The sequence below is a fragment of the Microbacterium sp. ARD31 genome, assembly GCF_031844425.1.
In genome coordinates this window covers 57403-70788 of the sequence record NZ_JAUZVE010000011.1, presented here as the reverse complement: position 1 = coordinate 70788, position 13386 = coordinate 57403, and the positions used below count along the sequence as shown (strand labels likewise).

At 68.9% G+C, this 13386-nt stretch carries 13 protein-coding genes; all 13 read left to right on the top strand.

Annotated elements, in window-relative coordinates:
* The first annotated feature begins 16 nt into the window (after positions 1 to 16).
* The 13 genes from atpE to Q9S36_RS23710 all read left to right on the top strand — a co-directional run bounded on the left by atpE (position 17) and on the right by Q9S36_RS23710 (position 13359).
* Positions 17 to 250 (top strand): ATP synthase F0 subunit C, encoded by a 234-nt coding sequence (gene atpE / locus Q9S36_RS23770; protein ID WP_045274135.1) that lies wholly within the window; start codon positions 17 to 19, stop codon positions 248 to 250.
* A 28-nt stretch (positions 251 to 278) separates the two neighbouring features.
* On the top strand, positions 279 to 839 hold the full coding sequence (locus Q9S36_RS23765) for a F0F1 ATP synthase subunit B (protein WP_251453158.1): 561 nt from the start codon (positions 279 to 281) through the stop codon (positions 837 to 839).
* Complete coding sequence (locus Q9S36_RS23760; protein ID WP_311287302.1) at positions 839 to 1630, top strand: F0F1 ATP synthase subunit delta; 792 nt, start codon at positions 839 to 841, stop codon at positions 1628 to 1630. Before Q9S36_RS23765 ends, Q9S36_RS23760 begins: the two co-directional genes overlap by 1 nt.
* 77 nt (positions 1631 to 1707) lie before the next feature.
* Positions 1708 to 3345, top strand: coding sequence for a F0F1 ATP synthase subunit alpha (gene atpA, locus Q9S36_RS23755; RefSeq protein ID WP_251453155.1), 1638 nt, complete (start codon positions 1708 to 1710; stop codon positions 3343 to 3345).
* Positions 3346 to 3366: 21 nt separating this feature from the next.
* A complete protein-coding gene (locus tag Q9S36_RS23750; RefSeq protein WP_251453152.1) occupies positions 3367 to 4263 on the top strand; it encodes a F0F1 ATP synthase subunit gamma in 897 nt (298 codons plus the stop codon).
* 22 nt (positions 4264 to 4285) lie between these two features.
* Positions 4286 to 5734, top strand: a complete 1449-nt coding sequence (atpD, locus tag Q9S36_RS23745; RefSeq protein WP_251453151.1) for a F0F1 ATP synthase subunit beta — start codon at positions 4286 to 4288, stop codon at positions 5732 to 5734.
* Positions 5735 to 5768: 34 nt separating this feature from the next.
* On the top strand, positions 5769 to 6029 hold the full coding sequence (locus Q9S36_RS23740) for a F0F1 ATP synthase subunit epsilon (RefSeq protein ID WP_251453146.1): 261 nt from the start codon (positions 5769 to 5771) through the stop codon (positions 6027 to 6029).
* A 75-nt stretch (positions 6030 to 6104) separates the two neighbouring features.
* Positions 6105 to 6851, top strand: coding sequence for a peroxide stress protein YaaA (locus tag Q9S36_RS23735; protein ID WP_311287301.1), 747 nt, complete (start codon positions 6105 to 6107; stop codon positions 6849 to 6851).
* A gap of 133 nt (positions 6852 to 6984) precedes the next feature.
* Entirely contained in the window at positions 6985 to 7752 is a 768-nt protein-coding gene (locus Q9S36_RS23730) for a large exoprotein (protein WP_311287300.1), read from the top strand.
* Between the two features lie 77 nt (positions 7753 to 7829).
* On the top strand, positions 7830 to 8825 hold the full coding sequence (locus Q9S36_RS23725) for an aldo/keto reductase (RefSeq protein WP_251453143.1): 996 nt from the start codon (positions 7830 to 7832) through the stop codon (positions 8823 to 8825).
* A 4-nt stretch (positions 8826 to 8829) separates the two neighbouring features.
* Positions 8830 to 10563, top strand: a complete 1734-nt coding sequence (locus tag Q9S36_RS23720; protein WP_311287299.1) for an ABC transporter ATP-binding protein — start codon at positions 8830 to 8832, stop codon at positions 10561 to 10563.
* Entirely contained in the window at positions 10560 to 12461 is a 1902-nt protein-coding gene (locus Q9S36_RS23715; protein WP_396653835.1) for an ABC transporter ATP-binding protein, read from the top strand. Before Q9S36_RS23720 ends, Q9S36_RS23715 begins: the two co-directional genes overlap by 4 nt.
* Before the next feature lie 73 nt (positions 12462 to 12534).
* The gene (locus Q9S36_RS23710) at positions 12535 to 13359 is read left to right on the top strand and encodes a protein phosphatase 2C domain-containing protein (protein WP_311287298.1); all 825 of its coding nucleotides are present in this window, start codon (positions 12535 to 12537) and stop codon (positions 13357 to 13359) included.
* Positions 13360 to 13386: the final 27 nt, after the last annotated feature.

Below are 13386 nucleotides of genomic sequence, written 5' to 3'. Positions count from 1 at the left end.
GAAAGGAAAACACCCCGTGGACGCAACTACGGTTCTCGCCGAGCTCAGCGGAAACGTCGCGACGATGGGCTACGGCCTCGCCGCGATCGGCCCGGCCATCGGCGTCGGCATCGTCGTCGGCAAGACGATCGAGGGCGTCGCCCGCCAGCCCGAGCTCGCCGGTCGCCTGCAGGTGCTCATGTGGATCGGTATCGCCTTCACCGAGGCGCTCGCCTTCATCGGCATCGCGACCTACTTCATCTTCGTCTGATCGCCTCATCCAGCCCTAAGGAGACAGGATGCTGAACGCTCTTGTCGCGTACGCCGCGGAAGAGGGGGAGACCTACAATCCCCTCATCCCCGCGTGGTACGACATCATCTGGTCGGCGGTCTGCTTCGTCGTCATCCTCTTCGTCTTCTGGAAGGTCGCCCTTCCGCGGATGAAGAAGATGCTCGACGAGCGCTCGGCCGCCATCGAGGGCAACATCGCCAAGGCCGACGAGGCTCAGCGCAAGGCGGAGGCTGCTCTCGAGGAGTACACCGCCCAGCTCGCCGACGCCCGCAAGGAAGCCGGTGAGATCCGCGACGCCGCCCGTGAGGACGGCCGCAAGATCGTCGCCGAGGCGAAGGATGCCGCATCCGCCGAGGCAGCACGTCTCACCGCGTCCGCCCACGCGCAGATCGAGGCCGAGCGTCAGTCGGCGCTGGTCTCGCTGCGCAGCGAGGTCGGCACACTGGCCCTGGATCTCGCGGGCAATGTGATCGGCGAGACGCTCTCGGACGACGCGAAGGCTCAGGCGGTCGTGGATCGCTTCCTCGCCGACCTCGAGTCCGCCGAAGCGCAGAAGGCCTCCAACTGATGGGCAGCGCGACCACCCAGGCGCAGGCCGCGTCCACCGCGGCGCTGTCTGCGGCGTCCGGGGTCGACCTCGATGTCGCCCGCGAGCTGTTCGCCGCGGCGCGCGCCATCGGCGGCTCGCCGCAGCTGAGCGGCGCGCTGGCGGACTCGGCCGCGCCGGGCGAGGCCCGGGCGAAGGTCGTGGCCGACGTGTTCGGCGGCGCCGTCCGCCCGGTCACCCGCGCGCTGCTGACCGACGTGGTCGCGCATCGCTGGTCATCGTCGTCCGACCTCGTCGACGGCGTCGAAGAGCTCGCGGTCCGCGCCGCCGCCATCGCCGAGCCGCATGCCGACGTCGAGGGGGAGCTGTTCGGCTTCTCGCGCACCGTCTCGCAGAACCCGGAGCTGGAGCTCGCCCTCGGCAGCCGGCAGGGCGACCCGGCCATCAAGGCCGAGCTCGTCCAGTCGCTGCTGGGCTCGCGGACCAGCTCGGCGACCGCGCTCATCGCGTCCTCGTTCGTGCAGCAGCCGCGCGAGCGTCGCGTGCGCCAGCTGCTCACGCGTGCGATGGGCATCGTCGCCGACCAGCGCGGTCGCACCGTGGCGACGGTCTTCACGGCCACGCCGCTCAGCGCCGCGCAGACCGACCGTCTGGTCGGCGCACTGGCCAAGCGGTACGGCACCGGCGTCTCGCTCAACACCGTCATCGACCCGGACGTGGTCGGCGGACTGCGGGTGCAGATCGGCGACGACGTGATCGACGCGAGTGTGTCCTCGCGTCTGGCCGACCTGCGGCAGCGCCTGGCCGGTTGACAGCAGACGTGCCGCCGACGGCGGAGATCTCGGGGCCCGAAGCCCCACCCAGAAGCATTGAATACAAAGGGAAGACAATGGCAGAACTCTCTATCAGCCCCGACGTCATCCGTGACGCGCTGAAGGACTTCGTCGCCGCCTACGAGCCCACGGGCGCAGCGGCCACCGAGACCGGCACCGTCATCGACACCGCGGACGGCATCGCACACGTCGAGGGTCTGCCCGGCGTCATGGCGAACGAGCTCGTGCGGTTCCAGGACGGAACCGAAGGACTCGCGCTGAACCTCGACGAGCACGAGATCGGCGTCGTCGTCCTCGGCGAGTTCTCTGGTGTCGAGGCCGGCCAGCAGGTCACCCGCACGGGTGAGGTGCTCTCGGTCGCCGTCGGCGACGGGTACCTCGGCCGCGTGGTCGACCCGCTCGGGAACCCGATCGACGGCCTCGGTGAGATCGCGACCGAGGGCCGCCGCGCCCTGGAGCTCCAGGCGCCCGGTGTCATGCAGCGCAAGAGCGTGCACGAGCCCCTGCAGACCGGCATCAAGGCCATCGACGCCATGATCCCCGTCGGCCGTGGTCAGCGTCAGCTCATCATCGGCGACCGTCAGACCGGCAAGACCGCGATCGCGATCGACACGATCATCAACCAGAAGTCCAACTGGGAGTCCGGCGACGTCGAGAAGCAGGTTCGCTGCATCTACGTCGCCATCGGCCAGAAGGGCTCCACGATCGCCGCCGTCAAGGGCGCGCTCGAGGACGCCGGCGCGATGGAGTACACCACGATCGTCGCGGCGCCGGCATCCGACCCCGCGGGCTTCAAGTACCTCGCCCCGTACACCGGTTCGGCCATCGGCCAGCACTGGATGTACGGCGGCAAGCACGTCCTCATCATCTTCGACGACCTGTCGAAGCAGGCTGAGGCCTACCGCGCCGTGTCGCTCCTGCTGCGCCGCCCGCCGGGCCGCGAGGCCTACCCGGGTGACGTCTTCTACCTGCACTCGCGTCTGCTCGAGCGTTGCGCGAAGCTGTCGGACGAGCTGGGCGCAGGGTCGATGACGGGTCTGCCGATCATCGAGACGAAGGCCAACGACGTCTCGGCCTACATCCCCACGAACGTGATCTCGATCACGGACGGCCAGATCTTCCTGCAGTCCGATCTGTTCAACGCCAACCAGCGCCCCGCCGTCGACGTCGGCATCTCGGTGTCGCGCGTGGGTGGTGACGCCCAGGTGAAGTCCATCAAGAAGGTGTCGGGAACGCTCAAGCTCGAGCTGGCCCAGTACCGCTCGCTCGAGGCGTTCGCGATGTTCGCCAGCGACCTGGATGCCGCATCCCGCCGCCAGCTGGCTCGTGGAGCGCGGCTGACCGAGCTGCTCAAGCAGCCGCAGTACTCGCCGTACCCGGTGGAGGAGCAGGTCGTGTCGATCTGGGCGGGCACCAACGGCAAGCTCGACAGCATCGAGGTGGAGGACGTCCTGTCGTTCGAGCGCGAGCTCATCGACTACCTGCGTCGCAACACCTCGATCCTCGACACGCTGCGCGAGACCAACGTGCTGGACGACGACACGGCGGCCGAGCTCAGCAAGAAGACGGATGACTTCATCCTGGAATTCCGTGCCGGAAAGGGGCAGGCCATCGGCAAGCCCGGGCACGAGGAGGTCGCCGCGGCCGAGGCCGAGGACGTCAACCAGGAGAAGATCGTCAAGGGCCGCCGCTAACGGCGCGGTCGGACAGGGACCATGGGCGCACAACTGCGGGTCTACAAGCAGAAGATCTCTTCTGCTCAGACGACCAAGAAGATCACGAAGGCGATGGAGCTCATCGCGGCTTCGCGCATCCAGAAGGCGATGGCGCGCGTGCGCGCGTCGTCTCCCTTCGCGCGTGCCGTGACGCGGGCCGTCTCCGCTGTGGCGACGCACTCCAACGTGGATCACCCGCTGACCGTCGAACGAGAGACGATCCGCCGCTCCGCCGTCGTGATCTTCTCGTCGGACCGCGGCCTCGCCGGCGCGTTCAACTCGCAGATCCTCCGCGAGGGCCTCGAGGTGGGCGAACTGCTGCGACGTCAGGGCAAGGAGCCGGTGTACTACCTCGTCGGTCGCAAGGCCGTCGGGTACTTCCAGTTCCGCCGCATGCAGAGCGCGGCGGAGTGGACGGGTGACACCGACACGCCGCACTTCCACACGGCCGAGGAGATCGCGGCGGCGCTGCTCGATGCGTACGACCGCGGCGGCGAGGACGGTGGCGTCGACGAGATCCACCTCGTCTACAACCGCTTCGTCAGCATGATGACCCAGTCGCCGGAGCGGGTCCGCCTGCTTCCGCTCGAGGTCGTCGAGGCCGAGGAGTCCTCGAGCGCGCAGGTCTACCCCCTGTACGAATTCGAGCCGGACGCCGAGACCGTGCTGGATGCGCTCCTTCCGGTGTACATCCAGAGCCGTGTCTTCAACGCTCTTCTGCAGTCGTCGGCGGCCAAGCACGCCGCGACCCAGAAGGCGATGAAGTCGGCCAGCGACAACGCAGACAAGCTCATCACCGACTACACCCGCTTGCGCAACAACGCGCGCCAGGCCGAGATCACGCAGCAGATCGCCGAGATCGTCGGCGGCGCCGACGCTCTCGCGTCGGGCAAATAGACCACACGAAAGAGAAGAAGCCATGAGCCTCACCGCTGAGAAGACGGAAGCCGCGACCGTCGGGCGCGTCGCCCGCGTCACGGGCCCGGTCGTCGACATCGAGTTCCCGCACGACTCGATCCCCGACATCTACAACGCGCTCAAGACGACGATCACGATCGACGGCGAGTCGACCGAGATCACCCTTGAGGTCGCACAGCACCTCGGTGACGATCTCGTCCGGGCCATTGCGCTCAAGCCGACGGACGGCGTCGTGCGCGGTCAGGAAGTCCGCGACACCGGTGCTCAGATCACCGTGCCGGTGGGCGATGTCACCAAGGGCAAGGTGTTCAACGTCACGGGCGAGATCCTCAACGCCGAGCCCGGCGAGCAGATCGAGATCACCGAGCGCTGGCCCATCCACCGCAAGGCGCCGAACTTCGATCAGCTGGAGTCCAAGACCCAGATGTTCGAGACCGGCATCAAGGTCATCGACCTGCTGACCCCGTACGTCCAGGGTGGGAAGATCGGCCTGTTCGGCGGCGCCGGCGTCGGCAAGACCGTCCTCATCCAGGAGATGATCCAGCGCGTCGCGCAGGACCACGGCGGTGTGTCGGTGTTCGCCGGTGTCGGAGAGCGCACCCGTGAGGGCAACGACCTCATCCACGAGATGGAGGAGGCCGGAGTCTTCGACAAGACGGCGCTGGTGTTCGGCCAGATGGACGAGCCGCCGGGGACCCGTCTGCGCGTGGCGCTGTCGGCGCTGACGATGGCGGAGTACTTCCGCGACGTTCAGAAGCAGGACGTGCTGCTGTTCATCGACAACATCTTCCGCTTCACGCAGGCCGGTTCCGAGGTCTCGACGCTGCTGGGCCGCATGCCTTCGGCCGTCGGCTACCAGCCGAACCTCGCCGACGAGATGGGTGTCCTCCAGGAGCGCATCACCTCGACCCGTGGCCACTCGATCACCTCCCTGCAGGCGATCTACGTGCCCGCCGACGACTACACCGACCCGGCGCCGGCGACCACCTTCGCCCACCTCGACGCCACCACCGAGCTCTCCCGGGAGATCGCGTCGAAGGGCCTGTACCCGGCCGTCGACCCGCTCGCTTCGACGAGCCGCATCCTCGACCCGCGCTACATCGGTGAGGACCACTACCGCGTGGCCACGGCCGTGAAGCAGATCCTGCAGAAGAACAAGGAGCTGCAGGAGATCATCGCGATCCTCGGCGTCGACGAGCTCTCCGAAGAGGACAAGGTCGTCGTGTCGCGTGCGCGCCGCATCCAGCAGTTCCTGTCGCAGAACACCTACATGGCGAAGAAGTTCACCGGTGTCGAGGGCTCGACCGTTCCGATCAAGGAGACCATCGAGTCGTTCGACGCGATCGTCAAGGGCGACTACGACCACGTCGCCGAGCAGGCGTTCTTCAACGTCGGCGGCATCTCGGACGTCGAAGAGCGCTGGGCGCAGATCCAGAAGGAGAACGGCTGATCATGCTCGTACTGAGCGACCGTAGGGAGTCGAAGTGCCGCTGAAGGTGAGTCTGGTCTCTGCCGACGCCGAGGTGTGGTCGGGTGAAGCATCGCTCGTCGTCGCGAAGACCGTCGAGGGCGAGATCGGCTTCATGACGGGTCACGAACCCGTGCTGGCGATCCTCGCCGAGGGGCAGGTGCGGATCACGCAGACCTCGGGATCGAAGATCATCGCCAACGCGCAGGACGGGTTCCTCTCGATGGAGGGCGACGACCTGACGATCGTGGCCGGAAACGCCGCGCTCATCTCCTGACACCCCGTCGCGACATGCGCCGTCCGGTCCGCCGGGCGGCGCATTCGCGTTCCCCACCCCTGGAAAGTCCTCGCGATGCTCATCCTGCTGCCCCCGTCCGAGAGCAAGCGTCCCGGTGGCCTCGGCGCGGCGGTCCGACTGGACGAGCTGGCACTGCCGGAACTGCGACCACAGCGCGAAGCGGTGGTAGCCGCGCTCGTGTCGCTCTCCGTCGATCCCGCGACGGCTGCCCGCGTGCTCAAGCTCGGGGCCACGCAGCTGGGCGAGATCGCGGTGAACGCCGCCGTCCGCACGGCGCCGACGCTTCCGGCTGTCGACCGGTACACGGGTGTGCTGTATGACGCTGTGGACGCGGCATCCCTCGACAGTGCCGCCCGGCGCTGGCTCGGTCGGCACGTCCTCATCCACTCCGCGCCGTTCGGTCCCGTCGGGGCGCTGGATGCGATCCCCGCCTACCGGCTCGGCGCCACCGCCTCGCTCCCGGGGCTCGCGCCGCTGCGCCGGGTGTGGGCGGCACCGGTCGCCGCCGCCCTCGCCGCCGCCGATGAGCGCTTCGTCCTGGATCTGCGCTCGGAGGCGTATGTCGCGCTGGGCCCGCTCGACGGGGGAGTGGCGTCGGCCTACGTGCGCGTGGTGACCGAAGGGCCCGGCGGAGCAGTGCGCGCGCTCAACCACTTCAACAAGCACGCCAAGGGCGACCTCGTGCGACGCCTCGCCGTCACCCGGCCCCGTATCGCCTCCGCCCGGGGCTTCGTCGCGTGGGCGGCGACGGCGGGACTGCGCGCCGAGGAGAACGGTCGCGAGGTCATCCTCTTCGCCTGACGCCGACGCGGACCAGACGACGATGCGGCGGCGCGGATACTGACATGCCGCACGCGGCATCGCTAGCATGATCGCAGCGGGGGGTGGTCCTCGCGGGCGCGGTCCCCGCGTCCACCACTCTGGAGGTCGCTTCATGAACAACGACTACGACGGCTACGGAGCTCTGCTGGCCTTCTGGCTGGTGCTCCTGCCGATTCTGCTCATCCTCGCGCTGGCGGGCTACATCATCGGCTCCTTCCTGCTGATGAAGATCTTCGAGAAGGCAGGTGTGGAGGGCAAGTGGCGCGCCTGGGTGCCCGTCTACAACATGCTCGTGTTCGCGAAGCTCGGTGATCTGTCGCCGTGGGTGATGCTCGGCGCCATCGCGGTGTCGGCCTTCCTCGGACAGATCCCCGTCATCGGCTGGCTGCTGTCGCTCGTATCGATCGCCGCTGCCGTCATGGCCGGCTGGCGTGTCGGGCTGAAGCTCGGGCGCGACTGGCCGCTGCTGCTGCTGTGGCTGATCCCCGGCGTCGGCGGTCTCATCTGGCTCGGCGTCCTCGCCTTCGGCAACACGACGTGGAACCCCGCGATCGCGCCGTCCCCCTGGCGGAACACCTTCCTGAAGGACACCACGGTGTGGCAGGGCATCCCGGTGCAGCCGGAAGCCGCGGGATCCGTCGGTGCGGCCGGCGCGGCCCCCGCCGCGTACCCGCCCGCCGGCTACCAGGCTCCGGCCGGGTACGCCCCGCCGCCCGCGCCGCCCGCCGGGACGACGCAGCCGGCCGCGCAGCCGGCGCCCCCGGTGACGCCGCCCGCGGCGCCTCCGGCCACCCCGCCTGCGACACCGCCGACGACTCCGCCTGCGGCCACGCAGCCGCCGACCGAACCGCCGGCCTCGCCCGAGCCGCCGCGGCCCTGAGCCCGACCACGACGACCCCCTCCTCGGAGGGGGTCGTCGTGCGTCCGGGAGCACGTCGCGGGGGCTAGCGTTGTCCCATGACGACGACGACTGTTCCGCTCCGCCGACTCGGCGACTCCGGCCTCCTCGTATCCGCCGTCGGCCTCGGCTGCAACAATTTCGGCCGGGCCGGCACGCGCAGCGAATCGCTCGAGGGGACCCGGGAGGTCCTCGATGCCGCCCTCGACGCCGGGGTCACCTTCCTCGACACCGCGGACATGTACGGCGCCGATCCGGGTCAGTCCGAGACGCTCATGGGTCAGGCCCTCGAGGGGCGGCGGGACCGCGTCGTGCTGGCCACCAAGTTCGGGCACTCGGGACGCGACATCGGCTACGGCGCGGTGGGCGCGAAGGCATCGCGCTCGTACGTCCGGCGGGCGGTGGAAGGCTCCCTCCAGCGCCTGCGAACCGACTGGATCGACCTCTACCAGCTGCACACCCCCGATCCCGGCACCCCGATAGAGGAGACCCTCGACGTGCTCGGCGACCTCGTCCGCGAGGGCAAGGTCCGCTATGTGGGTCACTCGAACCTCGCGGGATGGCAGATCGCCGAGGCCCATTTCGTGGCAGCGGCCCGGGCGGGCATCCCGTTCATCTCGGCGCAGAATCATTACAGCCTGCTGGCCCGTTCGGCCGAACGGGAGGTCCTGCCCGCGGTGCGGCGATTCGGCCTCGGCTTCCTGCCGTACTTCCCGCTGCACAACGGCCTCCTGACCGGCAAGTTCAGCCGCGACAACGCGCCCGCCGACACCCGCATCATGCGGCAGCGGCAGCACGTGTGGCGGGATGCTCCGTGGGACGCACTGGAGGAGTACCGTGCCTTCTGCGACGAGCGCGGCCTCACGATGCTCGAAGCGACGTTCGGCTGGCTTCTCGCCCAGCCGGCTCTGTCGAGCGTCATCGCCGGCGCCACCAGCGCCGACCAGGTGCGCGCGAACGCAGCCGCGGCGACGGCGTGGGTGCCGAGCACCGCCGACCTCGCGCGTATCGACGAGATCTTCCCGCTCCCGGCGGACCCCGGCGCGCAGGTCTGACCCGGTGCTGGGCACGCTTCTCGCACGCTACCTGCGCCCCGCATGGCCGCTGGTCGCGGCAGTCGTGGTGTTCCAGCTGGCGCAGTCCGTCGCGGCGCTGCTGCTGCCCACGCTCAACGCCGACATCATCGACCGCGGGGTGGTGACCGGCGACATCCCGTTCATCTGGTCCACCGGCGCGGTGATGCTGGGGATCAGTCTGGTGCAGATCGTCTGCGCGATCATCGCGGTCTACTTCGGCTCGCGCCTCGCGATGGGCCTGGGACGCGATCTCCGCGCCGACCTCTTCCACCGTGTCGTCGCCTTCTCGCAGCGCGAGGTGGGGGTGTTCGGTCCGGCATCCCTGATCACCCGCAACACGAACGACGTCCAGCAGGTGCAGATGCTCGTGCAGGTGTCGGCGACCCTCATGGTCTCGGCGCCGATGCTCGCCATCGGCGGTGTCGTCATGGCGATTCGCCAGGACGCGGGGCTGTCGTGGCTCATGGGCGTCGCGATCCCCGTGCTGCTCGTCGTGGTGGGTCTCATCGTGTGGCGCATGGTGCCGGCGTTCACCCTCATGCAGAAGAGCATCGACCGCGTCAACCAGATCCTCCGCGAGCAGCTCACGGGGATCCGGGTGGTGCGGGCGTTCGTCCGGGAGCGCGAGGAGCGCGAGAGGTTCGGCCGAGCCAGCCAGGACGTCATGGCGACGGCACTGCGTGCCGGGAACCTCATGGCACTCATGTTCCCGGCGGTCATGCTGGTGCTCAATCTGTCGAGCGTCGCGGTCATCTGGTTCGGAGCTTTCCAGGTGCAGTCGGGCGATGTCCAGATCGGTACCCTCTTCGCCTTCCTCACCTACCTCATGCAGATCCTCATGGGCGTCATGATGGCCACGTTCATGTTCGTCGTGATCCCGCGCGCCGCCGTGTGCGCCGACCGCATCGGCGAGGTCCTCGACATCGCGCCATCGGTCGTCCCTCCGGCCGTCCCCGTCGCCGCGCCCGGGGCGGCAGGTCGCATCGAGTTCGACGGCGTCGAATTCTCCTACCCCGGTGCGGATGAGCCGGTGCTGCGCGACATCACCTTCGCGATCGAGCCCGGCACCACCACCGCGATCATCGGTTCGACAGGGTCGGGCAAGACCACCCTCGTGGGCCTGGTCCCGCGGCTCTTCGACGCGACCGCGGGTGTCGTCCGGGTCGACGGGATCGACGTGCGCGAATACGACCCCGACGAACTGTGGCGGCGGATCGGGCTCGTTCCCCAGCGCGCCTTCCTGTTCTCGGGGACCATCGCCACCAACCTGCGCTACGGCGACGCCGAGGCCACCGACGAGCAGCTCTGGCACGCCCTCGCCATCGCCCAGGGCCGGGACTTCGTCGACGCGTCCGCCGAAGGACTCGAGATGCCGATCGCGCAGGGCGGCACCAACGTCTCGGGCGGTCAGCGCCAGCGGCTCGCCATCGCTCGCGCCCTGGTCAAGCGTCCGGCCATCCACATCTTCGACGATTCGTTCTCCGCCCTGGATCTGGCCACGGATGCCGCGCTGCGGCGTGCTCTCGACCGCGAACTCCCGAACACGACGCGGCTGGTCGTCGCCCAGCGCGTGTCGACCATCCGCGGGGCGGATCAGATAGTCGTACTCGAGCACGGCCGCATCGTGGGACTCGGCACGCACGAGACGTTGCTTCAATCCTGCGGAACCTACCGCGAGATCGTCGAGTCGCAGCTGGCGGCGGAGGAGGCGGCATGAGCGGTGGACGCCCGCTCGGAGGACCGATGGGGCGGGGGCCGATGGGTCGGGGACCGGGCCAGGCGCCCGCGGAGAAGGCCCGCTCGTTCGGCCCGAGCGCCCGACGTCTGCTGGGGACTCTCCGCAGCGAGCGGGGGAGACTCGTCGCGGTGCTCCTCTTCGGGATCCTCTCGGTCGCCCTCAGCGTCGCAGGACCGAAGCTGCTCGGCGAAGGCACCAACGTCGTCTTCGCCGGGTTCCTCGCGCCCGAGGTCGGTATCGACTTCCCCCGACTGGGCGGCATTCTGCTTGTCGTCCTCACGGTCTACGTCCTGGCGAGCGCTTTCGGCTGGTTGCAGGGGCGCATCCTGAACGGCGTCGTCCAACGGGCCGTGCATCGTCTGCGCATGCAGGTCGAGGACAAGATCCACCGCCTGCCGCTGGCCTACTTCGACCGTGTGCAGCGAGGAGAGCTGCTCAGCCGGGTGACGAACGACGTCGACAACATCGGCCAGACGATGCAGCAGACGCTGTCGCAGGTCGTCGTCTCGCTGCTGACGGTCATCGGCGTGCTGGCGATGATGTTCGTCCTCTCCCCGCTGCTGGCCGTCATTGCGCTGGTGACGATCCCGCTCACGGTCGCCATCACCGTGCTCGTCGCTCGGCGGTCCCAGACGCTCTTCGCAGCGCAGTGGAAGGCCACGGGCGTCCTCAACGCGAGGGTCGAGGAGACGTTCTCGGGACACGCGCTCGTGAAGACCTTCGGGCACCAGGCCGAGGTCGAGGCCGACTTCCGGTCCGAGAATGAGGAACTGTATCGGGCGAGCTTCGGGGCACAGTTCGTCTCCGGCCTGATCATGCCGGCGATGATGTTCATCGGCAACCTCGTCTACGTCGCCATCGCCGTGGTCGGCGGTCTGCAGGTCGCGGCGATGGCGATGTCGATCGGCGATGTGCAGGCGTTCATCCAGTACTCGCGACAGTTCACCCAGCCGCTCAGCCAGCTGGGTTCCATGGCCGCTCTGCTGCAGTCGGGGGTCGCCAGCGCGGAGCGGGTGTTCGAGCTGCTCGACGAATCCGAGCAGGAACCCGATGAGGACCCCGCGCAGTCGCCGCCGGCGGACGCCGGTCACCTCGAGTTCCACGACGTCTCCTTCCGCTACGCGCCGGATGTCCCGCTCATCGAGGGACTGTCCTTGGCCGCGGCACCGGGCAGCACCGTCGCCATCGTCGGGCCCACCGGTGCGGGGAAGACCACGCTGGTCAACCTCGTGATGCGGTTTCACGACGTCGACGACGGGTCCATCACCCTCGACGGCGTCGACACCCGCCGCATCACACGGGACGATCTGCGCAGCCGCACCGGGATGGTGCTGCAGGACACCTGGCTGTTCGCGGGGACGATCCGCGAGAACATCGCGTACGGCCGACCCGCGGCATCCGAGGAGGAGATCATCGCCGCCGCCACCGCCGCCTACGTCGACCGCTTCGTCCACGCCCTCCCCGACGGGTACGAGACGCTCCTCGACGACGACGCCACCAACCTCAGTGTCGGGGAGCGTCAGCTGATCACGATCGCGCGGGCGTTCCTCGCAGATCCGCGCATCCTCATCCTCGACGAGGCCACGAGCTCGGTGGACACGCGCACCGAGCTCCTGATCCAGCGCGCCATGTCGAAGCTCCGTCGCGACAGGACCGCTTTCGTCATCGCGCATCGGCTGTCGACCATCCGGGATGCCGATCTCATCCTCGTCATGGCGGACGGCGCGATCGTCGAACAGGGCCGCCATGAAGAGCTCCTCGCGACGGGCGGCGCCTACGAGAGGCTGTACAACGCCCAGTTCGAGGCTCCGATGGATGAGACCGCCGAGGCCGCGGTGCCAGGCGCACCGCCGATGTCCGAAGGCGGTCGGTCTTGACGCACTAGGATGTGATGACGCCGACCGGTCCGAGCCGGACGGCCCCGATCGCCGGCTCACAGGAGGACAGGGCGTGCCCGAGGTAACCACGCAGGCGCGCGACGTCGAGATGCCCGACGGCGCGCTGTCGCTGGAATGGGCCGCTGTCACGCACACCGGCAGACGACGCGATGTCAATCAGGACGCGGTGTTCGCGGGCTACCCGCTCTTCGTCGTCGCCGACGGCATGGGCGGGCACATCGGCGGCGAGATCGCCAGTGCGAGCACGATCACACGGCTGCGCGAGGTGGTGGATGCCGGATCCGTCACCCCGGAGACCATCGAGAAGGCGCTCGGCCGAGCGGTCAAGGACATCGCCTCCCACCCCGAGGCGACCGACGAGGGCACCGGGACGACGCTCACCGGTGTGTACCTCGAGACCGCGGGCGACGAGCCTCACTGGGTCACCCTCAACATCGGCGACTCGCGGGTGTACCTGCTGCGCGAGAGCACCATCGTCCAGATCACGACGGATCACTCCGTCGTGCAGGAGCTCGTAGCCGCCGGGCGGCTGAGCCCGGAGGAGGCCGAGAGCCACCCCTACGGAAACGTGATCACCCGGGCGGTCGGACCGAGCGAGAGCGTGACACCGGACTACGTGCGCATCGAGCTGGCGGCCGGCGACCGTTTCGTGATCTGCTCCGACGGTCTCACCAAGGAATTGACCGACTACGGCATCAAGCACTTCCTGGCCGAGCACGCCGATCCCGCCGCCGCCGTGGACGCGATGCTGGATGCCGCCCTCGAGAACGGCGGGCGCGACAACATCTCGATCATCGTGCTCAACGTCGGCCCCGTCGACGCCGGGGCATCCCACGCGCCGGACGCCGACGCCGACTCCTCCCCAGCGGCGAACTGAGCTCGATCCCTCCACAGGTGGCCGCGC